Annotated in this window: 13 protein-coding genes; 11 read left to right on the plus strand and 2 right to left on the minus strand. The window is 73.6% G+C overall.

Annotated features, from left to right (window positions below):
- Nucleotides 1–112 precede the first annotated feature (112 nt).
- The 4 genes from CP984_RS36635 (at nt 113) to CP984_RS36650 (ending at nt 5151) form a co-directional block, all read left to right on the plus strand.
- Nucleotides 113–619 carry a MarR family winged helix-turn-helix transcriptional regulator gene (locus tag CP984_RS36635; RefSeq protein WP_003985601.1) on the plus strand — a complete coding sequence of 169 codons (507 nt, stop codon included), beginning with the start codon at nt 113–115 and terminating at the stop codon, nt 617–619.
- Between the two features lie 46 nt (nt 620–665).
- The gene (locus CP984_RS36640; protein ID WP_003985602.1) at nt 666–2006 is read left to right on the plus strand and encodes an FAD-dependent oxidoreductase; all 1341 of its coding nucleotides are present in this window, start codon (nt 666–668) and stop codon (nt 2004–2006) included.
- Between the two features lie 89 nt (nt 2007–2095).
- Nucleotides 2096–3427, plus strand: a complete 1332-nt coding sequence (locus CP984_RS36645) for a diacylglycerol/lipid kinase family protein (protein ID WP_003985603.1) — start codon at nt 2096–2098, stop codon at nt 3425–3427.
- Complete coding sequence (locus CP984_RS36650) at nt 3424–5151, plus strand: SulP family inorganic anion transporter (protein WP_003985604.1); 1728 nt, start codon at nt 3424–3426, stop codon at nt 5149–5151. The genes CP984_RS36645 and CP984_RS36650 overlap by 4 nt, the downstream gene beginning before the upstream one ends.
- Before the next feature lie 9 nt (nt 5152–5160).
- Here CP984_RS36650 and CP984_RS36655 read toward each other — a convergent pair whose 3' ends face one another.
- Nucleotides 5161–6378 carry a lactonase family protein gene (locus CP984_RS36655; protein WP_043977291.1) on the minus strand — a complete coding sequence of 406 codons (1218 nt, stop codon included), beginning with the start codon at nt 6376–6378 and terminating at the stop codon, nt 5161–5163.
- Between the two features lie 247 nt (nt 6379–6625).
- On the opposite strand from CP984_RS36655, the gene CP984_RS36660 reads away from it, so the two are divergent.
- The gene (locus CP984_RS36660; protein WP_030312024.1) at nt 6626–8803 is read left to right on the plus strand and encodes a type 1 glutamine amidotransferase family protein; all 2178 of its coding nucleotides are present in this window, start codon (nt 6626–6628) and stop codon (nt 8801–8803) included.
- Nucleotides 8804–8823: 20 nt separating this feature from the next.
- On the opposite strand, the gene CP984_RS36665 is transcribed toward CP984_RS36660, so the two are convergent.
- On the minus strand, nt 8824–9915 hold the full coding sequence (locus tag CP984_RS36665) for a TolB family protein (RefSeq protein ID WP_003985607.1): 1092 nt from the start codon (nt 9913–9915) through the stop codon (nt 8824–8826).
- A gap of 333 nt (nt 9916–10248) precedes the next feature.
- Here CP984_RS36665 and CP984_RS36670 point away from each other — a divergent pair, with 333 nt between their 5' ends.
- Genes CP984_RS36670 through CP984_RS36695 form a run of 6 tightly spaced genes read left to right on the plus strand, consistent with a single transcriptional unit; the run spans nt 10249 to nt 22029 of the window.
- Complete coding sequence (locus CP984_RS36670) at nt 10249–11706, plus strand: 3-phosphoshikimate 1-carboxyvinyltransferase (protein WP_003985608.1); 1458 nt, start codon at nt 10249–10251, stop codon at nt 11704–11706.
- Nucleotides 11706–12980, plus strand: coding sequence for an aspartate aminotransferase family protein (locus tag CP984_RS36675; protein ID WP_003985609.1), 1275 nt, complete (start codon nt 11706–11708; stop codon nt 12978–12980). Before CP984_RS36670 ends, CP984_RS36675 begins: the two co-directional genes overlap by 1 nt.
- Nucleotides 12977–14227, plus strand: a complete 1251-nt coding sequence (locus CP984_RS36680; protein WP_003985610.1) for a Coenzyme F420 hydrogenase/dehydrogenase, beta subunit C-terminal domain — start codon at nt 12977–12979, stop codon at nt 14225–14227. Before CP984_RS36675 ends, CP984_RS36680 begins: the two co-directional genes overlap by 4 nt.
- Nucleotides 14224–15348, plus strand: coding sequence for a 3-hydroxyacyl-CoA dehydrogenase NAD-binding domain-containing protein (locus CP984_RS36685; RefSeq protein ID WP_003985611.1), 1125 nt, complete (start codon nt 14224–14226; stop codon nt 15346–15348). Before CP984_RS36680 ends, CP984_RS36685 begins: the two co-directional genes overlap by 4 nt.
- Nucleotides 15345–17261, plus strand: a complete 1917-nt coding sequence (locus tag CP984_RS36690; protein WP_050498764.1) for a non-ribosomal peptide synthetase — start codon at nt 15345–15347, stop codon at nt 17259–17261. The genes CP984_RS36685 and CP984_RS36690 overlap by 4 nt, the downstream gene beginning before the upstream one ends.
- Nucleotides 17254–22029, plus strand: coding sequence for a type I polyketide synthase (locus tag CP984_RS36695; RefSeq protein ID WP_050498765.1), 4776 nt, complete (start codon nt 17254–17256; stop codon nt 22027–22029). Before CP984_RS36690 ends, CP984_RS36695 begins: the two co-directional genes overlap by 8 nt.
- The last annotated feature ends 2 nt before the right edge of the window (nt 22030–22031 follow it).

Consider the following 22031-nt stretch of genomic DNA (forward strand, 5'->3'; position numbering starts at 1 on the left):
ATCCGCTGAGGGGCCGCGGCATCGGTGCGTTCCGGGTGACGGCCATCTCCCTCGATTCTCATGTATCTTGGAATTCGAGGTAAATGGCCGAGGGTGAAAGGACGGGCGTCGCGTGCCGGAAGAGAACGAGATCAAGGCGGCCCTGGGGCGGGCGGTACAGGCGTACCAGGGGGCCGTCGACGACTTCGACCGCGAGGTCGCCCGCCTGCTCGGGGTCAACGAGACCGACCTGCGGTGCCTGGAACTGCTGCTGAGCGCCGAGCGGGCCACCCCCGGCGAGCTCGGCGGGCGGCTGGGGCTGACCACGGGCAGCGTGACCGCGATGATCGACCGGCTGGAGAAGCGCGGCTACCTGGCGCGCACCCCGCACCCCACCGACCGGCGCAGCACGCTGGTGCAGGTCACCCCCGAACTCCAGGAGCGCGCCCGCGCGCTGATGATGCCCTTCGTCGAGGACTCCGCCGCGCAGGTCTTCGCCCGCTACGACGACGAACAGCTGGCCCTGGTCGCCGATTTCCTCGACTTCAACCGCGAGGTGCAGGAGCGGCACACCGAGCGGCTGCGCGCCGTGGCCGCCCCGAAGCGCGGCAGCGGCAAGGCCGGTCCCGTTTCCGCGTGAAAAGCCGGTCTCCGGCCCCATCCACGAGCGAGAAGAAGGCAGTCCCATGCACGTGATGATCATTGGTGCCGGTACCGGCGGCCTCGCGCTGGCGCACGGCCTGCGGCGCGCCGGCATCGCCTGCACCGTCTTCGAACGCGACCGCACCCGCGGCGGCGGCCTCCAGGGCTACCGCGTCGGCATCGACCACGACGGCAGCCGCGCCCTGTCCCGGCTGCTGCCGCCCGAGCTGTTCGACACCTTCGTGGCCACCTGCGCCCGTACCCCCGACCACTTCACCATGTACACGGAGAAGTACAAGGAAGTGCTCTCCCTGAGCGGCTTCGCGCGGGCGAGCGAGGACGGGGCCGGGGCGGAGCGCTCGGTCTCGCGTATGACGCTGCGTCAGGTGCTGCTGACCGGGCTGGAAGACCTGGTGCGATTCGACAAGGCTTTCACGCACTACGAGCGTAACCCCGACGGCACGGTCACCGCGCACTTCGAGGACGGCACGTCCGCCACCGGCGACGTGCTGGTCGGCGCGGACGGCACCAACTCGCGGGTCCGCCGCCAGTACCTGCCGCACGCGGAACTCAAGGACGCCGGGATCACCGCCATCGGCGGCAAGGTGCCCCTGACGGACATCACCCGCACCCTGCTGACCGACAAGACCGCCGACGGCGTCAACCTCTTTCTCGCACCCGGCGGTTACTCCCTGATCCTCCACGTCATGCGGTTCCCCTGGGACGAGAACGGAGCGCCCAGGAGCGGCATCGGCGCCACCGACGCCGACCTCATCAAGAACTGGCCGGGCCTCCAGTTCGACAACACCCGCGACTACATCATGCTCGGCATCAGCGGTGCCACGCGGAACCTGCCCGCCGACATCCACGAGCGGGACGGGGCGGGGCTGTGCGAGCTGTTCCGGGAGCTGACCCGCACCTGGGACGCGCGTCTGCGCGCACTCGTCGACCTGGTGGACCCCTCGACCTGCTTCCCCATCCGGATACGCACCTCCGTACCGGTCGAGCAGTGGCCCTCCAGCAACATCACCCTCATCGGCGACGCCATCCACACCATGACCCCGGGCCGCGGCGTCGGCGCCAACACCGCGCTGCGCGACGCCCTCCTGCTGTGCCGGAACCTGACGGCCGTCCGCGACGGCCGGATGCCCCTGGTCCCCGCGGTCCGCGACTACGAGACCCAGATGATCGACTACGGCTTCGACGCGGTGCGCAAGTCCCTGGAGCAGATGGACGGCAACGCGCCGATCCACAGGCCCGTCCTCGGCCGCGCCGTCCTCGCCGCGATGCGCACCGGGATGCGGCTGGTCAATCATCTGCCCCCGGTCAAGCGGAAGATGGCCGCCTCCATGCAGGCGTACCGGGGCCAGGACCGCGACGCATAACGCCGGAATCAGCCGATGTGACGGGCTCCGGACGGGTGCCTTCCGCGCGGACGGCGTGCCAAGCTGGCGGTGGCAGGCTGGAGGCCGTCATGACAGCTCTGACTGCTCGGGAACGCTGGCTGGCCCGCGCCGCGTTGCTCGCGGCGGCGGCAGCCGTGGTGGTGCTGCTCCTCTTCGCGGGCCTGCGCGCCATCGCCCTGCTCGGGGTGGGGGCGGGCGGCCTGGTGGTGACGGCGGCCGGCCTGTGGTGGGCGCTCACCCACCGCGGCGCCCGGCGGGCCCTCGCCCTCGCGCTGGCCGTCGCGGCGCCGGTGCTGGTGCTGATCGCGTACGTGAACCGCCATGTGGCCTGGGTCATCGCGCTGTCCGCCGCGCTGTGGCTGGCCGCGGTGGTGGCCGGGCGGTCCGCCCTCGTACGCGTGGACCGACCGGCCGCGATGCCCGAGACACCGGCCGCGCCGCCCCGGCAGCCCTTCATGATCATGAATCCGCGCTCCGGCGGCGGCAAGGTGGCGCGGTTCGGACTGCGGGAGAAGGCGGAGGCCCTGGGAGCGGACGTGGCCCTGCTGGAAGGGCCGGGCACCGTCGATGTCGCCGGGCTGGCGCAGGCGGCCGTGGTCAAGGGCGCCGATGTCCTCGGCGTGGCGGGCGGCGACGGTACGCAGGCGATCGTCGCCGACGTCGCCGCCGAGCACGGTGTGCCGCTGCTGGTCATCCCGGCCGGCACCCGCAACCACTTCGCCCTCGACCTGGGACTGGACCGCGACGACCCCGCGAAGGCCCTGGACGCGCTGCGGGACGGCACCGAGATGCGCGTGGACCTCGGCCGGGCGGGCGGCCGTCCGTTCGTGAACAACGTGTCGTTCGGGGCGTACGCCGAAGTGGTGCAGAGCCCGTCCTACCGCGGCGGGAAGACCCGTACCGTCGCGGACGTGCTCCCGGACTACCTCGTGGGGCACCGCGGCGCCCGCCTGACGGCCCGCACGGACGACGTGGTCGTCTCCGGGCCGCAGGCCGTGCTGGTCAGCAACAACCCCTACGGCATGGGGGACATCACCGGGCTGGGGCGGCGGCCGTACCTGAACGGCGGGGTGCTCGGCATGATCGGCGTACGGGTGTCGAGCGCCGCGCAGGCCGCCGGGTTGCTCCGGGGGCAGCGCTCCGCCGGACTGACCCGCGCGACGGGCAGGACGGTGACCGTGGACGCGGACCGGGACCGGATACCGGTCGGTGTCGACGGTGAGGCGCTGACCCTGCCCGTACCCGTGCACTGCGAGGTGCGGCCGTCGGCCCTGCGCGTGCTCGTGCCCCGGCAGCGCCCCGGAGTGCCCGGCCCCCGGCCGCACATCGCCTGGAAACGGATCTTCCGGCTCGCCCTGGTGCCGGACCGGCCCGCCGCCGAACGGGCCGCCCGCCGATGACCGACGTACGGCAGGCCGTGCCCGCTTTCCGCGTGCTGTCAACGTACCGGCGCGCCTGGCTCGTCAAGGACCTGGTCGCCGGGGTCGTCCTGACGACCCTGCTGGTGCCGCAGGGCATGGCGTACGCGGACCTGGCCGGACTGCCGCCGATCACCGGTCTGTACACCTCCGTCCTGTGCCTGGTCGGCTATGCGGTGTGCGGTCCTTCGCGCATCCTGGTGCTGGGCCCGGACTCCTCGCTCGGGCCCATGATCGCGGCCACCGTGCTGCCGCTCGTCGCGTCCGGCGGCGATCCGGGGCGCGCGGTCGCGCTCGCCTCGATGCTCGCCCTGATGGTCGGCGCCGTGATGGTCCTGGCGTCCGTGGCGAAGCTCGGCTTCGTCGCCGACCTGATCTCCAAGCCGACGATGATCGGCTATATGAACGGGCTGGCGCTGACCATCATGATCGGACAGCTGCCGAAGCTGCTGGGGTTCAGCGTCGACGGGGACGGCCTGATCGACGAGGCCGCCGGTTTCGTCCGGGGGCTGGCGGACGGTGAAGTGGTCCCGGCCGCGGCCGCGATCGGCTGTGCCGGGGTCGCGCTGGTCCTGGTGCTGCAGCGGGTACTGCCGAAGGTGCCGGCGATCCTCGTCATGGTGGTGCTCGCGATCGGCGCCACGGCCCTCTTCGGCCTGGACGAACACGGCGTCGACACGGTCGGCGTACTCCCCGAGGGCTTCCCGCCGTTCACCATCCCCCAGGTGCAACTGGACGATCTGGGACTGCTGTTCGCCGGCGCCCTGGGGATCGCCCTGGTGTCGCTGGCCGACACGATCTCCACCGCCTCGGCCTTCGCGGCCCGTTCCGGCCAGGAGGTACGGGGCAACCAGGAGATGGCCGGGATCGGCGCGGCGAACCTGGCCGCCGGCTTCTTCCAGGGCTTCCCGGTCAGTACGAGCGGCTCGCGCACGGCCGTGGCGGAGCGCGCCGGAGCCCGCACCCAGCTCACCGGACTGGTCGGGGCGGTCCTGATCACCCTCATGATCGTGCTGCTCCCGGGCCTCTTCCGCGACCTCCCGCAGCCCGCGCTGGCCGCCGTCGTCATCACCGCGTCCCTGTCCCTGACCGACCTGCCCGGGGCGGCTCGGCTGTGGCACCAGCGCAAGGCGGAGTGCCTGCTGTCGGTCGCCGCCTTCCTCGGCGTCGCGCTGCTCGGCGTGCTGCCGGGCATCGCGATCGCCGTCGGGCTGTCCATCCTCAACGTGTTCCGGCGCGCGTGGTGGCCGTACGAGACCGTGCTCGGCCGGGTGGCCGGGCTGGAGGGCTACCACGACATCCGCTCGTATCCGGACGCCTGCCGGCTGCCCGGTCTGGTCCTCTACCGCTTCGACGCGCCGCTGTTCTTCGCCAACGCCAAGACCTTCCGCGACGCGGTACGCAGGCTCGCCCGCGCCGATCCGCCGCCCGTCTGGATCGTGGTCGCGGCGGAGCCGGTGACCGATGTGGACACCACCGCCGCCGACGTGCTGGAAGAGCTCGACCGGACCCTGAACGCGCAGGGCGTCCACCTGGTCTTCGCCGAGCTCAAGGACCCCGTCCGCCGCAAGATCGAGCGCTATGAACTGACCCGCACCATCGACCCGGACCACTTCTTCCCCACGGTGGAGGCCGCCGTCGCCGCCTTCCAGGCGCGCACCGGGGCCCGGTGGACCGACCCGGAGCGGGTGGAAGGCGGCGGGTGAGCAGCGGCGTCAGACGGGCAGTACGCAGCCCAGCGACGAGGTGGCGAACGGCGCCCCCGAGGGGGTGAGGGCGCCGGAGTCCTGGTTCACGGTGAAGGCGGCGACCGTCCTGCCGTACTGGTTGGCCGCGAAGAGCAGCGTGCCCGACGGCGCGAGGCCGATGTGCCGGGGCCAGGAGCCGCCGCTGGGCACGGTGTCCAGCAGGCGCAGCCCGGCGCCGCCGCCGGTGACGGAGAACCGGGCGACGCTCTCGTGGCCCCGGTTGGACAGGTAGAGGAACCGGCCGTCGGCCGAAATCACCACCTCGGCGGGGTAGTTGCGGACCACCGTCGCCGCACTGCCGGGGACGGTGGGCAGGCTCTCGCCGCGGGTCAGCGCGCCGGTCGCCGTGTTGAGCGCGTACACGGTGACCGTGCTGTTCAGCTCGTTGGCCACGTAGGCGTACGGGGCCGTGGGGTGGAAGACCATGTGCCGGGGGCCCGCGCCGGAGGCCGAGCGGACCTCGGAGGCCGGCCGCAGCGCGCCGCTCGCGGGGTCGAGCCGGTAGGTGTACACCTTGTCGGTGCCCAGGTCGACGGCGAAGACGTGCGCGCCCGTGGGGTCGGTGAGGATCTGGTGCGCGTGCGGGCCCTCCTGGCGTCCGGGGTCGGGTCCGGAGCCGGTGTGCTGGACCAGGGCGGTACGGGCGCCCACGCTGCCGTCGGCGCTGATCGTGTGCGCCGCGACGCTGCCCGCGCCGTAGTTCGCGCTGAGCAGATAGCGGCCGGTGGGGTGCACGGACAGGTGGGTGACGTTGGCGCCGCCGGTGGACCGCGCCGGGCCCAGCGCGGTCAGTGCGCCCCCGGCGCCGATGGCGAAGGCCCGTACGGCGCCCTGCCGTCCGCCGTTGTCCAGTGCGTAGAGCACCTTGCCGTTGGGGGAGACGGCGAGGAAGGAGGGGTCGGTCACCGCGGAGAAGCTGCTCTGCCGGGTCAGCGCGCCGGTCCTGGTGTCGAACGCGCAGGTGATGATGCCGTTGCCGTACGTCCCCAGGAACACCGGCCGTTGACCTGCGGCGCACTCGGGGCGGGTGGGTGACGGCAGGGCCCACGCGGCGGGCGTGCGGACGCCGAGCGCGGCGCCGAGCGCGCCGGCGCCCACTGCCCCGATGAGCGAGCGGCGGGCCGGGCCGGAGGCGGGGGCGGTGGGTCCGGGGCGTTCCGGAGGGGGTGGTGGCTGTGCGGGCATGGGCGGGCACCTTTCCACGCCGGAGAGGGGTTGGCGTGTGCTCGTCAACAGCATGGCGACCGTCCGGTTCCAGGTCCAGACCATTGCCGCCCTCGGTGTGCCGCGCACCTCGTGTGATCCGGACATACGGCGACTTCTGGCCGTTCTGTGTTTGACCGGGGCGCGACCGCGCGGGACGGGCGTTGAATCGAGAACGTTTCCGGGGCGGCGCACCGCGGTCGGTGCTCGACGTGAGGATGTGAGACGGGTGAACGAGGGACGCAGACTGAGCCGCAGATCTCTGTTACGGAGCGGGCTGGGCGCGGGCGGACTGGCCGTGGCCACCAGCCTGCTGCCGGGGCTGTGGGAGCGTCCGCCGGGCGCGGCGTGGGCCGCCCCGGCGGGCGCCACGCCGGCAGCCGTACCGGCGGGACCCCCGGCCCCTGCCGCCGCCTTCCCCGACTGGGCCAGGTTCGCCCGGATCGCGGACGGGACGTTCGACGACGACGCCGACCCGGCCCGCGACATGAAGCCGGTGATCGACAAGCTCAAGGCGCAGAACGTGAGCGTCATCGAGGTCGACACGATCCTGTCCAACTGGCTGCCGGACAAGCAGTTCAGCACTCACATGGCGCAGATGAAGCGCTTCTCCGACCTGGCGCACGCCGCCGGGATACGGGTGATCGTGTACTACCCCTCGCTGGAGGTCATCAGCGTCGGCGGGGAGAAGGGCAAGTCGTTCTACAAGAACGGCGACGGCAAGAACTGGGTGCAGCGCGGCCTCGACGGCAAACCCAACGTCTTCTACGGGAGCCTGGTCGTCTGGGTCGACCCGGGCGACGAGAGCTGCTGGGTCAGCCCCAACTCGCCCTGGCGTGACCACTACCTCACCCGTATCAAGGCCCTGGCGGGCACCGGTGTGGACGCCATCTGGCCGGACGTGCCGATCTACTTCGACGGCGCGCTGAGCTGGTGCGACGCCTCCACCTGGGCCGCGGACGCCTTCCGGGCCGACACCGGCCTGGCGCTGCCCAAGAAGGTCGACTGGACCAACGCGGGCTTCCGCCGCTACGTCGAGTGGCGCCACCACAACCTCAACCGGTTCCAGCTCGACATCGCCGCCGCCGGCCGCTCGGTCAACCCGGACCTGGTCACCTTCGTCGAGACGGTGACCATGGACTACAAGTACGCCACCACCGTGGGCCTCGACGGCGCGTACCTGCGCCGGGCGGAGGGCGTCAGCCACGTCTGGGAGGTGGACATCCTCGGCAACTACGACGGGATGCGGCACGCCACGGTCTCCGACTGGACCTGTCTGATCTCGATGTACAAGTACGCCCGCGCGGCCAGCGGCACCAAGCCGGCGTGGGCCTTCTCCTACGGCTGGAAGGCCGACGACGCGTCGCTGGTGATGGCCGAGACGCTGGCGGCGGGCTGCAACCCGTACGAGGTCAAGAGCCCGTTCAAGACCGACAGCACGGACACCGCGATGCGGACCCGGATGTACGGCTTCGTCGCGGCCCACCAGGAGGAGCTGTTCGCCGCCGCCTCCGGGGCCACGGTCGGCGTCTACCACTCGTCCTCTTCGCGCGACTTCGTCAGCCCCGTCGAGGGCAGCGGCATGTACGTCAACACCAAGCCGCCCGCCGGGGTCAAGGACTGGTGGAGCTTCGACACGCCGGAGGAGAGCTGCACCAAGCAGCAGTGGCTGGGCGAGTTCCGCGGCACGGTCAAGTCGCTGGTCCTCGCGCACATCCCGTTCAACACCGTGCCCAGCCCCGGCGTCAGCGCGGACGACCTGGCCGGATACCGCGTGCTGTACCTGCCCAACCTCCAGGCCGTCGCCGACGCGGAGGCGGACGTGCTGCGCTCGTACGTGGCGGGCGGCGGCACCGTCGTGCTCACCGGGCCCGCGCCCACCGGCCTCGACGAGCACGGCGGCACCCGCGCCGAATACGCCCTGGCCGATGTCCTCGGCTTCCGCAAGGCGGACCCGGTACCCGCCGCCAAACGGAACGCCTTCGGTCAGGGCACCTGCTGGTTCATCAAGGACCTGCTCGGCCTGAAGTACCTCACGCGCACCGACCAGCCCACCGCCGACCGGCTCCTCGAACCGGCCCGTACGGCCGCTCCGCCCGCCGTCACGCTCACCGGCGACCCGCGTATCCACCTGGAGCTGAGCCGCCTCGGCGACGCCACCATCGTGCAGCTGGTCAACTTCACGGCGTTCGGCGAAACCCCGGCGGCCTTCACGACCAAGCCCACCACCTGCACCGTCACCCTCACCGTCCCGGCCGGTCGGCAGGTGCGGGCGGCCACGGTCAGCTCGCCAGACGGCTCCGGCGGCCCCGGGCCGAAGCCGGTCACCTGGAAGACGGACGGCGACAAGGCGAGCGTGGAGCTGACGGTGTCGCAGTACTCCCTGCTCAACGTCACCATCAACTGAGCGCGCTCTGAAGGTAGTCGTCACTGCTTCCCGGGAGCGGGGACCCGCCACAAGGACGTCGGCCGGTCCTCGCTTCCGGGGTGCGACTCGAAGGCGATCCAGCGGCCGTCGGGTGACCAGCTCGGCGCTCCGTCGTACGTACCGGGGTCGCGCGTCACCTGGACCGGCGCGCCGCCCGACACCGGCATGACGAAGATCTTCGGCAGGGCGAGCCCGCCCGTGGTGGACGAGAAGACCACCGATCTGCCGTCCGGCGACCAGCTCGCGTCGGTGTGCTCGCCCGCCACGGTGGTCAGCTTGCGCACGCCGCTCCCGTCGGCGTTCATCACATACAACGCCCAAGCGTCGCTGCCCAGTTCCCGGCGCTGGAAGACAAGGCGGTCGCCGCGCGGCGACCAGTTGGGCTCCCGGTTGTCCGTACGGCTCGCGGGACCGTTCACCAGCCGCGTCTGCTCCGTGCCGTCCCGTCTGACCTTCCACAGGGAACCCAGCGCCGACCGGTCGGCGAGTGCCGCCTTTTCGTCCGGGTCCTCCCGCTCCACACTCTCCTGGAAGACGATCCACTTTCCGTCCGGCGAGAAACTCGGCTCCAAATACCCTGAATTCCCCGGGTGTTCGGTCACCCGCTCCGGTCGCCCGCCCGGCCTGAGCACCCAGATCTCGTCCTTGCCCGCCCGGTCGGAGGCGAACGTCACTCCTGCCGAGGGCCGCCAGCTGGAACCGGGCAGGTTCACCGCCGCCCGGTCGTGCTCGTCCAGCAAGTCGCGGACGGCCGTGCGGGAGTCCCGGCCGTCGCGGTGTGCCAGGGGCAGTACGCGCAGCGCGGCGGCCCCCTCGTTGTAACCGCCGTGGAAGACCGTGAACAGCAGGGACTTCCCGTCGGGCGCGAACGCCGGATTCTGTGCGCTGCCCTTTCCGGACTCCCGGTGGATCAGCTCGGCCCCGTCCCCGCGCCGCTCCGCGGGCTTCGCCGAGGGGGAGTCGGCCGTCCCCGGTGACGGCCGTGCCGACTCCGACGGGTGGTGCGGCGGCCCCTCCCCGCCACCCCCGCACGCCGTGAGAACCAGGGCTCCGGCGCCCAGCCAGCCCGCGACCCACCCTCGCCTGCGCATGCGGCCACGTTAGGCGGACGAAGTTCAGTGATTCCACTGGAGTTTGCGTCAAGAATGCGGCTGAAGTGGCGCGGGCCGAGTTGCTTTCACATCTTTTTGGGGATGCGGTGATTGGCGTTGCGAGTATGAGGGAAAGATGGTCAATTTCGGGGGGCGCCGGCGGTGGTCAGGACTTGTGGAAGTGGTCAATGTTTCATTGACAGTTGCTCCGGATCGGTGGTTGAGTCGGGCTCGCCGAATGCGGAAGTCCGAAAGCCGTTCACCCACAGGTGGTAAAGGGGCTTTCGGAAAGTCCGCTGATCCGGAGCCCAGGCCCAGGAACAGGAGCAAGGTGTGCTTGACGCCCGCAGCGGGCCCCGGAAGGAATTCGACCGGCCGGATACCGATTCACCGGATCTGGTGGTGGACGGCGGGCGGGCCGGGGAGGCCGTCGGTGCCGGTGCGCTGAGCGTCGAGGTACCGGGGGACAAGTCGGTCAGCCATCGGGCGCTGCTGGCGGCGCTGCTTCCCGGCGCGCCCGAGGTGCTGACGGTGCGCAACGCCAACCTGGGCGGCGCCGTACGGGCGTTGCTGCCCGCGATGCGGGCCCTGGGTGTGGCGGTCGACGCGGACGGCGGCACGCTGACCGTCCGGCGTGGCGCGTTACCGGTGCCGCAGCAGGTGCGGCCCCACCCGGGCGTGACCGGGTGGCCCGAGGGCGTGCCGTATCTGGAGACCGGCGGGTCGAGCGCCGCGGCCCGGCTGCTGATCGGGGTGCTCGCGGGGAGCGGCACCGCGGCGGTGGTGGACGGCGACGAGGTGCTGCGGCACCGGCCGATGGACTGGCTGGTCGATCCGCTGGCCGAGCTGGGCGCGGACATCGCGTACCTCGGGGAGGACGGCTGCCTGCCCGTATGGGTGAAGGGGCCGGTGTTCCGGCCGGGGCGCACGGTGGAGCTGCGCGTGGGGAGCGCGCAGGCACGGTCCGGCGTCCTGCTGGCCGTGGCCGCCGCGGGGCTGCCCGCGACCGTACGGCACCCGGTGCGCTCGCGGGACCACACCGAGCGGATGCTCGCCTCGTTCGGCGGTGTGCTGGACGAGGGGGACCACGAACTCGGCTGGGGTGGCGGGGCGTTCACGGTGCCGGAGGTGATCGACGTACCGGCCGATCCGTCGCTGGCCGCGTATCCCGTGGCGGCGCACCTGCTGTGGGGCGACGGCGGCACGCTGCGTGTGCCGGGCGTGTGCCTGAACCCGACCCGCACCGGATTCTTCGAGGTGCTGCGGCGGGCCGGGGCCGATATCGCGTACGAGTACGGAAACGGAGGGACTGAGGGGGGACGGCCCCGCGGCGGGGAGCCGGTGGGGACCGTGGTGGTCCGAGGGGGTTTGGAGCAGGCCGGGCCCGTCCGGGTGGACGAGCCGTGGCTGCTGCACGCGCTGATCGACGAGGTGCCGCTGCTGGCCGTGGTCGCGGCCCGGCTGCCGGGGACCTCGTGGATCGGCTGCGCGCAGGAGCTGCGGTTCAAGGAGACGGACCGGCTGACGACCACGGCGCGGATGGCCGGAGCCTTCGGCGCCCGGGTCGAGGTGGCGGCGGACGGGCTGACGGTGCGCGGCGGTGCGCCGCTGCGGGCCGGTGTGGTGCCGGGGTTCGAGGACCACCGGATCGCCATGGCCGCCGCGACGCTCGCGGGGTGTCTGCCGGGGCGCACCACGGTGCGCGGCGGCGCCTGCCACCGCACGTCATTTCCCGACTTCGCCGATGTGCAGCGGGCCGTCGGCGCCCGGATCGCAAAGGACCCCCTGTGATGACGAGTGAGGCGAGTACCGAAGCGCGGTCCACGGGCAGCACCCTGGGGCCGGACTTCACCAGCGGCAGCGGCCCCTGGCTGTACACCGAGGACGGCACGGCCTGGTTCGACGGGACCGCGGGCAGCGGCGCCGCGACCCTGGGCCACCAGCACCCGGACGTCATCGCCGCCGTGACCGCCCAGGCCGGGCGTCTGGCGCACACCGGCTGCAAGCTGGGCTCGGACGCCCGCAGGCGGCTGATCGGGCGGATCGGCGCGCTGTCCCCGTACGCGGAGCCCGCGGTGCTGCCCACCACGACCGGCGCGGAGGCGGTGGAGTCCGCGCTGAAGATCGCCCGCGCGGCCACCGGCCACCGGGCCGTGGTCGGCTTCCGCTACGGCTTCCACGGCAAGACGGCCGGGGCGCTGGGGCTGACCTGGCGGGCGGAGTTCAAGACCTACAGCGGGTTCGCGAACGACGACGGCCGCGCGCCGGTCGTCATCGCGGAATTACCCGATCCGAGGGAGCCGGGGGCCGGTGGCGCGGCCGGGTTCGCGGCCGGGCTGTCCGCGGCGCTGGACGCCGCCGACCGGCGCGGCGGCACCGCGGCCGTGATCCTGGAGCCGGTCCAGGTGACCGAGGGCGTCCTGGACGTGGCGCCGGAGCTGCTGGACGAGATCGCCCGGCAGGCGCACTCCCGGGGCGCGCTGCTGATCCTGGACGAGATCTACACCGGGCTGGGCCGCGCCGGGCGCCTGTTCACCGCCGAGCTGATGACGGAGAAGCCGGACCTGACGCTGCTCGGCAAGACGCTGGGCAACGGCTTCCCGGTCGGTGCCGTGGTGGGGGAGCGCGCGGTGGTCGACGCGCTGCCGCCGGGCGTGCAGACCTCCACCTTCTCCGGCCACCCGGTCTCCTGCGCCGCCGCCGAAGCCGTCCTGGACGTGGTCGTACGGGAGGACCTGGCCGGCCGGGCGCAGCAGCTGGGGAAACGACTGCGCGCCGACCTGGACGCGCTGGCCGCCCGGCACCCCTGGATGCGTGCGGTCCGTACGACCGGCGCCCTGGCCGCCTTCGACTGTGTACGGGACGGACGGCCCGTCCCGGAACTGGCGCGCGCCGTCACCGGCAACGCCCTGCGCGGCCGGCTGCTGCTGTTCGGCGGCGGGCCGGAAGGCGCCAGCGTCAAGATCGTGCCGCCGGCGCTGCTGGACGACGACGGCTACCGGTTCCTGATCGACACACTCGGTACGGCGGTGGCCGAGGCCGCCCGGAACGGCGGCCTCATATGACCTTCCAGCAGCTTGAGAAGGACGTACTGGCTCCCGAGCTGTGCACCGTGTGCGGCGCCTGCGAGCTGGCCTGCCCGGCCGGGGTGATCGGCTTCGATGAGCTGCAACCGGTGCTCACCGTGGCCTCCTGGACCGCCGCCGACTGCGGGGAGTGCACCGACTGCCTGGACGTCTGCCCGGGAGCCGACCCCGGCACCCCGGCCGCCGAGAAGCGCCTGTTCGGCCGCACCCGCACCCCCGACGAGCGCTGGACCGGCGTCTTCGAGGAGGTCGTCGCCGGGCACGCGCTGGACCCCGTGGTGTACGAGGCGTCCGCCAGCGGCGGCAGCCTCACCGCGCTGCTCCAGACGGCCATGCGGGTGCTGGGCGTGACGGCGGTGCTCTCCATGGGGCGGGACGCCGGGCAGCCGTGGCGGGCGGCGCCCGCGGTGGTCCGCGACCCCGGCGAACTGGTGGAGACCGCCCAGTCCACGTACCAGCTCGCCCCGTATCTGGGCGCGCTGCGCCGCATCATGACCGAGGAGCCGGACGCCCGGGTCGCCATGTCCGGAGTGGCCTGCCACATCCAGGCGATGCGCAAGCTCCAGGCCATGGACACCGAGATCGGACGCTGGGCACGCGAGAAGGTCGTGCTCCTGGTCGAGCCCGCCTGCTCGTCCAGTACGCGCCCCGAGGGCACCGCCGCGGTGATCCGCGAACGTGCCCGCGTACCGGTGGAGTCGGTGGTGCGGCTGCGCTACCGCGAGGGCGAGTACCCCGGGAACATCGGCATCCGCACCCGGGACGGCGTGGACCACCAGGTGCAGTTCTGGCAGGCCGTCCGGGACTTCGCCGGGAACAAGACGCACCGCTGCCTGTCCTGCGGGGACTGGATGTCGGGGCTGGCCGACGTGAGCGTCAGCGACGGCGACCCGAACATCTTCGCCGCGAGCGTCAGCGGCGAAGGGCAGGCCAAGCACGGCCGGGTGTTCATCCGTACCCGGGCCGGCGCCGAAGCGGTGGCGGCCGGGCGGGAGCGCGGGCTGCTCACCCACGAGCCCGTGGACCTGGCGGGCCTCAACCTCGGCCTGGAGCGCAAGCGCAACCGGCGCGCCACGTACGAGCGCTCCGGCCGCCCGGTGCCGCTGGGGCCGATACCGGGCCACCGCGAGGAACTGGAGATCGTGCCGGACGAGCGGTGGATCGCGGCACCCGAGCCGCAAGGCGAAGCGGTGCGGGCAGGGGACGGCGAGGGAGCGGGGCGATGACGGAAGAGGCGGCTGTGCGCGGGGTGCCGGAGGTCTCCGCCGGGGGAGTGCTCGGTGATGTGAATCCGTTGCCCGTACGGCAGTTGGTGGCGCACGGGAGTCCGGAACCGGTTGTCGAGGAGGTGCTGCGGCAGCCCCCGGGACGTGGCGAGATACGGCTGCTCGCAGCATGGAGCCTGGTGAGCCCGGGCACCGAACTGCACTACCTGGACCGCTCGGCCCGCACCGGCGAGCGCTACGTCCTCGGCTACTGCTCGGCCGGCGTGGTGGACGCGGTCGGTCCGCAGGCCCCCGGGTTCGCGCCCGGCGACCGGGTGATCGCCATGGGCTGGGGCGAGGCCGTGCACAGCGGCGCGGTCACCGTGCCGTACCGGCTGTGCCGCCGGGTCCCGGACGGCCTGGACCTGGCGGACGCGGTGGTGGCGGGGCTGGCGGCGACCGCGGTGCACGCGGTGGACCGCGCCCTGCTGGAGCCCGCCGACGAGGTGGCCGTGGTGGGGGCGGGCATGGTCGGCCAGCTGGTCGCCCAGATCACGGCGGCCCGGGGCGCCCGGACCACCCTGCTGGACCTGCGCCCGGAGCGGCTGCGCACGGCGCCCGCGCTCGGGCTGGCCGCCGCCGACGGGGAGGACTTCTTCGCGGAGCGGAGCACGGACCCGGCGCAGAACGGGCACGGCGGCCGGTGCGTCTTCCTGTGCGGCACCGGGGACGCCGGGGCCACCGTCGCGGCGGCCGCCCGCTGGGCGGGCCGGGCCCCGGGGCGCCCCCGGCTGGTCGGCGTGGGCCGGTTCGCGGCGCACATCGACTTCAGCGTGGAGCTGGGCAACCTCGACATCCGGTACGCGGCCCGCTGCGGCGCCGGATACCGGGACGCCTCGTACGCCCGCGGGCTGACCGAGGTCACGGCGCCGGACGGCGAGGGCACGGTCACCGAGAACCTGCAAAGGGCGCTGGACCTGATCGTCTCCGGCGCGATCCGCCCGGCCCTGATGGGGCTGCCGCGCCTCCCGCTGGAGCGGGCCGCCGAAGCCTACGCGCGGCTGCGCGAGCGGCCCGCGCACCCCGCCGTCCTCTTCGCCCACGGCCCGGCCGCCGTGCCGGAAGGGAGCGCCGCGCCATGACCACGACGGCTCCCCTCTCCGAAGTGCCCACCGGGCACCGGCCGTTCCCGCCCGCCGAGCAGGCCGGGACCCTGGTGCACCGCTTCCTGGAACAGGCCGCCGCCCACCCCGGACGGGAGGCCGTGGTCACCCCCGAGGCGCGCTGGACGTACCAGGAGACCGCCGGGCGCGCGGCCCGGATCGCCGCCTCGCTGACCGCGGCCGGGCTGCGGCCCGGCGACCGGGTCGGGCTGCTCTTCTCGCACGGCGCCGAGATGATCGCGGCGCTGCTCGGCGTACTGCACGCCGGACTGTCCTACGTACCGCTGGACGCCGCCTACCCCGAGCCGCGCCTCGCCTTCATGGCGCGGGACGCGGGCGTACGGGCTCTGGTCGCCACCGAGCAGCACCTGCCGCCGGCCCGGCAACTGGCGGACGGGCAGCCGGTGTTGGCATACGAAGAACTCGTGTCGGGCGACGCGGCGGACGCCGTGCGGGCGCACCCCGACGGAGAGGCGTACGTCCTCTACACCTCCGGCTCCACCGGGCAGCCGAAGCCGGTCGCGCAGCTGCACCGCAACGTGCTGCACCACGCGCGGGTGTGGACCGACGGCCTGGGCATCGGCCCGCTGGACCGGCTCACCCTCCAGTCCGCCTACAGCTGGGACTCGGCGGTGCAGGACACCTTCGCCGCCCTGCTCAACGGCGCGGCCCTGTACCCCGTCGACCTCAAGTCGCTCGGCATCAGCGGCCTGCTGGAGTGGATGGCGGCCGAGGAGATCACGGTCTACCACTCGACGCTCCCGGTGTTCCGCGCCCTCGTACGGGCCATGGAGTCGCGGGGCACCGCGCTGCCCGCCATGCGGATGCTCGCCCTCGGCGGGGACACCCTGCACCTGGCCGACCTCGACGCCGCCCGCCGGGCCTTCGCGGCACACTGCCGGGTGGCCGGGGCGTACGGCTCGACGGAGTGCTCCTGCGCGCTGCTGCGGGTCGCCGACCGCGACTACCGGCCGCCGACCGGCGTCTTCCCGCTGGGCTTCCCGGCCGCCGAGACGCAGGTGTGGCTCCAGGACGGCGACGGGCAACCGGTCGAGGGGCCGGGCGAGGGCGAAATCGTCGTGGCGAGCGACTACCTGGCGCCCGGCGCGGTCGCCGACGGGCGGACGTACCGTACCGGCGACCTCGCCCGGCGGCTGGCGGACGGCACCCTGCTGCTGATCGGCCGCCGCGACCACCAGGTGAAGATATCCGGAATCCGGGTGGAGACCGGAGAGGTGGAGAGCGCGCTGAAGGATCTGCCCGGGGTGCGCGAGGCCGTGGTGATGCCGTTCACCGACCGGCTCGGCGAACGGCAGCTGGCGGCGTACCTGGTGGCGGCCGACGGGGCGTGTACCGAACCGGCCGTCCTGCGGGCGGCGCTGCGCGGGGTGCTGCCCGACCACGCGGTGCCCACCGCGTACGTGCTGCTCGACGCGCTCCCGCTGACGCCCAACCACAAGATCGACCGGGCCGCGCTGCCCGATCCGCTCGCGGCCCGGGAGACCGGACCCGCCGCCGGCGCGCGTGGTGCCGGGCCGCTGGAGCGGGCCGTGGCCGAGGCGTGGCGCGAGGTGCTCAGCACCGGCGCGGTCTCCCTGGACGACAACTTCTTCGACCTGGGCGGGACGTCCCTGCGGGTGGCCGCCGTCCACGAACGGCTCACCCGCACCGTCGCGCCCGGACTGCGGATGACCGACCTGTACCGGGCGCCGACCATCCGGAGCCTGGTGCGGCTCATCGGCAGCGGCCGGGAGGACTCCGCCGCGGCCGCCGCACGGGGCGCCCGCAGGCGCACCGCCGCCCGTGGCGGTGCCCGCCGGGCCGCGGCCCGCACGCGCCCCGCCGGTCCGCCGCCGCACCCCCAGCAACCAGCAGGAGGAACCAGTGACTGACCGTCCATACGCCGACGCCGCCGCGGCGGACGGCGCCGACCTCGACGGACGGATCGCCGTCATCGGCCTGGACTGCCGGCTGCCGGGCGCCCGCGACCACCACGCGTTCTGGCGCAACCTGCTCGCGGGCACCGACCAGATCCGCGACGTGGACGAGGAGGAACTCGCCGCCGCCGGGGTCGACGCCAAGACCCTGGCCGACTCCCGCTACGTCCGCCGGGCCGCGACGGTCGAGGACGCGGACCTCTTCGACGCCTCCTTCTTCTACCTCAGCGCCCGCGAGGCCGAGCGGATGGACCCACAGCTGCGGCTGTTCCTCCAGTCCTCCTGGAAGGCGCTGGAGCACAGCGGCCACGACTCCGAGCAGTACGACGGCCGCATCGGCGTCTTCGCGGGCGCGCTGTCCAGCACATATCTGCTGAACAACGTGCTGACCGGGGAGCAGGGCTTCAACGGTTCGCTGCCCAGGATGCGCCAGGACCTGGCCACGCTGATGGGCAACGACCCCAACTACCTGGCCACCCGGGTCTCGTACCACCTCAACCTCACCGGCCCCAGCATCTCCGTGCAGACCGCCTGCTCCACCTCGCTCGTCGCGGTGCACCAGGCGGCGCAGAGCCTGCTGGCGCAGGAGTGCGACGTGGCGCTGGCCGGCGGGGTGGCACTGCGCTTCCCGCAGGAGGCCGGATACCGCCACGAGACCGACGGGATCGCCTCGGAGACCGGCACGGTGCGGCCCTTCGACGCGGGCGCGGACGGCACGGTCTTCGGCAACGGCGTCGGCGTGGTGGTCCTCAAACGGCTGGCGGACGCCCTCGCCGACGGTGACACCGTCTGGGCGGTGCTGCGCGGCTCGGCCATCGGCAACGACGGCGCCGACCGCGTCGGTTACACCGCGCCGGGCGTCACCGGCCAGGCCGCCGTACTGGCCGAGGCGCTGGCCGTGGCCGACGTGGACCCCGCGACCGTCGGCTACCTGGAGGCGCACGGTACGGGTACGAAGATGGGCGACCCCATCGAACTGGCCGCTGCCGCGCAGTCCTACCAGGTGGACGGCGCGCCGCCGCTGACGATCGGGTCGGTGAAGGCCAACCTCGGCCACCTGAGCACGGCCGCCGGCGTCACCTCGCTCATCAAGTGCGTGCTGATGCTGCGCCACCGCACGCTGGTGCCCACCCCGCACTTCACCGAGTGGAACCCGCAGTGCGAGGTCGCGGGCACCCGCTTCCGCGTCGGGACGGAGGTCGAGCCGTGGCAGCCGGGGGCGGAGGGTGATCCGCTGCGCTGTGCGGTCACCTCCACCGGCATGGGCGGCACCACCGCGCACGTCGTCCTGGAGGAAGCTCCGGCGCCCGCCCCGGCGGTACGCCCCGCCGACCCCGTCGTACTGCTGCCGGTCTCGGCCAAGTCCCCGGCCGCGCTGGAGACCGCCCGCCAGGAACTGGCGGACCACCTGGAGGCCACGGCACCCGGCGAGGACGCGTCCGAAGCGCTGGGCGACACCGCCCTGGAGGACGCCGCCTACACGCTGGCCACCGCCCGCCGCACCTTCAACTACCGCGCCGTACTGACCGTCCCGGACCGCGAGACGGCCGTACGCGCGCTCCGCAGCGGCGATCCGCGCTTCACCCACCAGGACTCCGGACAGCCCGCCGACCGGCCCGTGGTGCTGCTCTTCCCCGGCCAGGGTGCCCAGCACCCCGGCATGGGCCAGGGCTGGTACCAGCACCTGCCGGTGTTCCGCGAGGTACTGGACGAGTGCGCCGGACTCCTGGAACCGCACCTGGGCCTGGACCTGCGGGACGCCCTCTACCCGCGGCTGCGCGAGTACACCGGCACCCCGCACGACCTCAACCGCACCCGGCTGACCCAGCCCGCGCTGTTCGTGGTGGAGTACGCGCTGGCCCGGCAGTGGATGGCCTGGGGTGTGCGCCCGGCCGCGCTCATCGGGCACAGCGTCGGCGAGTACGTGGCCGCCACCCTCGCCGGGGTCTTCCGGCTCCCCGACGCCCTGCGGGTGATCGCCGAGCGCGGCCGGCTGGTGGACGAGCTGCCCGGCGGGGTGATGGCGGCGGTCATGCTGCCGCCCGCCGAACTGGCCCCGTACCTCGAAGAGGACGGCGAGGTCGCGCTCGCCGCGGTCAACGAACCCGCGGTGTGCACCGTGGCCGGGCCCAAGGACGCGGTCCGCGCGCTCACCACCCGGCTCGCCGCCGACGGCGTCGCCCACCGGAAGGTCGTCACCTCGCACGCCTTCCACTCGGCCATGATGGACCCGGCCGTCGGCCCGCTCACCGAGCTGCTGCGCGAGGTCCCGCTGCACCGCCCCGAGGTCCCGTTCCTGTCCAACCGGACCGGCACCTGGATCACCGACGAGGAGGCCACCGACCCCGCGTACTGGGGGCGTCACCTGCGCGAGACCGTACGGTTCGCGGACGACGTGGCCACCGTGCTCGACGGCGAGCCCCCGGTCTTCCTGGAGGTGGGTCCCGGCCAGACGCTCGCCACCTTCACCCGGCGGCACCCGGACCGGGAGACCGGCGTACCGGTCGTCACCTCCGCCGCCCGCGGCCGGGACGCCGGCGCCGACCTGACCGCGGTGACCGCCGCGCTCGGCCGGCTGTGGGCGGCCGGCCTGCCGGTGGACTGGCAGGGCTACTACGCGGGCCGCGGGCGCCGCCGGGTACCGCTGCCGACGTACCCCTTCGAAGGCACCCGCTACTGGGTCGAACCCGGCACCGGGACGCTGACCGGCGCGGGCGGCGGCTCCGGCGACGGCGTGCGCAAACTCCCCCTGGACGAGTGGTTCTCCGCCCCGGTCTGGCGCCAGGCCGTCGGCACCCTCGACGCGCCCGCCGAGCCGGTCGCCGACCCCGTGCTGCTCTTCGCCGACGAGCAGGGCACCGCGGCCCGGCTCGCCGCGCACGCCTGCGCGGGGGAGGTGCTGACCGTACGGGCCGGTACGGCGTACGGGCGGGACGGCGACACCTGGACGCTGCGGCCGGACTCCGAGGAGGACCACGCCCGCCTCATCGCCGACCTGCTGGCCGAGGAGCGGCTGCCGGACCGCGTCCTGCACGCCTGGTCCACCGCCCCGCTGCCCGCCGAACGCGGCCGGGAGCGCTTCGAGACCGCCCAGCGGCACGGCCTCTACAGCCTGATCGCCCTGGTCAAGGCGCTCAGCGAACACGGCGTCACCAAGCCGCTGCAGCTTGACCTGATCAGCGCGGGCGCCTACGCCGTCAGCCCGGCCGAACCGGAACCGGCGGCCGAACTGGTGCCGCTCGCCGTCGCCGCCCGGGTCATCGGCCAGGAGCACGGCAACATCGGCTCCCGGCACTTCGACCTGCCGGCCGCCGTGGACGAGCGCTCGCTGCGCACGCTCGCCGCCGAACTCGCCGGGCAGCGCCGCCCCGAGGTCGCCACCACGCTGCGCGGCGCCACCCGCTGGATCGCCGACCTGGAGCCGGTACGCGCCGACTGGACCGCCAAGGCCGCCTCCCGGCTGCGCGAGGACGGCGTCTACCTCATCACCGGCGGCCTCGGCGAGATCGGCGCCACGATCGCGAAGTGGCTGCGCCGCGAGTGCCCGGGCGTCCGGCTGGCGCTGCTCACCCGCGACCCGCTGCCCGACCGCGCGGAGTGGGACGCCTGGCTGGACGCGCACGACGAGGACGACGGGACCTCGCTGCGCATCCAGCGGCTGCGGGCCCTGGAGGACGGCGGCGGCGAACCTCTCCTCGTACACGCCGACGTGGCCGACGAGGACGCGCTGCGTGCCGCGGTGGACCAGGTCACCGCGCACTTCGGCGCGCTGCACGGGGTCGTGCACGCGGCCGGGTTGCCCAGCGAGCAGTGGGACCGGGCCATCACCGCGGCCAGCGCCGAGCAGTGCGAGTGGCATTTCGTGCCCAAGGCGCACGGCCAGATCGCGCTGGAGAAGGTGCTGTCCGGCCACGACGTGGACTTCGTGCTGCTGCTCTCCTCGCTGGCCGGTGTGCTCGGCGGGCTGCGGCTGCTCGGCTACGGCGCCGCCAACCACTTCATGGACGCCGCCGCCGAGCGGGCCAACCGCGGCCTGGACCGTACGGTGTGGATCAGCGCGGCGTGGGACGTGTGGCAGCACCACCAGGACGAGAAGCGGGCGATCTCCGCGATCGGCCGCAGCATGGACGACAAGGCGATCCAGCCGGAAGAGGGCCTGGAGGCGATCCGCCGCCTGCTGACACTGCGCGATGTCTCCCATGTCGCCGTGTCCACCTGGGACATCGGGCACCGGCTCGACCAGTGGGTGCGCGACGAGCGGATCGCCCGGCCGACGGCGGGTGCCGCCGCGGCCGTGGCCGACGCCGAAGGGCAGGAGGCGGCGGACGACCTCGTCGGGCAGGTGGCGCGGCTGGTGCGCGGCGCGCTCGGCGCCGAGGACATGCCGCTGGACGGGGACATCTTCGAGTTCGGCGGCGACTCGCTGCTGATCGTGCGGCTGCTGTCGGACCTGCGGGACCAGTTCTCGGTGGAGGTGCCGCTGGCCGACGTGCTCGGCGAGCCGACGCCCGCCGCGCTGGCCAGGCTCGTACAGGAGCGGCTGGACGCGCGGACGGAGGCCGGTACGGGGGCGGCCGACGCGTCTGCCGGGGACACCGGCGACGACATCGGCGCGCTGGCCGCGCAGCTGGCCGCACTCGACCCGTACGACATCGAACGCCTGCTGGCCGAGGTGCGGCAGGACGGCCCGACCGGCCAGGACCGGCAGGAACAGGAGCGCTGACC

The organism is Streptomyces rimosus, from assembly GCF_008704655.1.
Classification (GTDB): domain Bacteria; phylum Actinomycetota; class Actinomycetes; order Streptomycetales; family Streptomycetaceae; genus Streptomyces; species Streptomyces rimosus.

Bases quoted from the DNA above. Each gene is read 5' to 3' on its own strand.
- CP984_RS36640 (WP_003985602.1), top strand. From the start codon at position 666: ATGCACGTGATGATCATTGGTGCCGGTACCGGCGGCCTCGCGCTGGCG.
- CP984_RS36645 (WP_003985603.1), top strand. From the start codon at position 2,096: ATGACAGCTCTGACTGCTCGGGAACGCTGGCTGGCCCGCGCCGCGTTG.
- CP984_RS36650 (WP_003985604.1), top strand. From the start codon at position 3,424: ATGACCGACGTACGGCAGGCCGTGCCCGCTTTCCGCGTGCTGTCAACG.
- CP984_RS36655 (WP_043977291.1), bottom strand. From the start codon at position 6,378: ATGCCCGCACAGCCACCACCCCCTCCGGAACGCCCCGGACCCACCGCC.
- CP984_RS36665 (WP_003985607.1), bottom strand. From the start codon at position 9,915: ATGCGCAGGCGAGGGTGGGTCGCGGGCTGGCTGGGCGCCGGAGCCCTG.
- CP984_RS36675 (WP_003985609.1), top strand. From the start codon at position 11,706: ATGACGAGTGAGGCGAGTACCGAAGCGCGGTCCACGGGCAGCACCCTG.
- CP984_RS36680 (WP_003985610.1), top strand. From the start codon at position 12,977: ATGACCTTCCAGCAGCTTGAGAAGGACGTACTGGCTCCCGAGCTGTGC.
- CP984_RS36685 (WP_003985611.1), top strand. From the start codon at position 14,224: ATGACGGAAGAGGCGGCTGTGCGCGGGGTGCCGGAGGTCTCCGCCGGG.
- CP984_RS36690 (WP_050498764.1), top strand. From the start codon at position 15,345: ATGACCACGACGGCTCCCCTCTCCGAAGTGCCCACCGGGCACCGGCCG.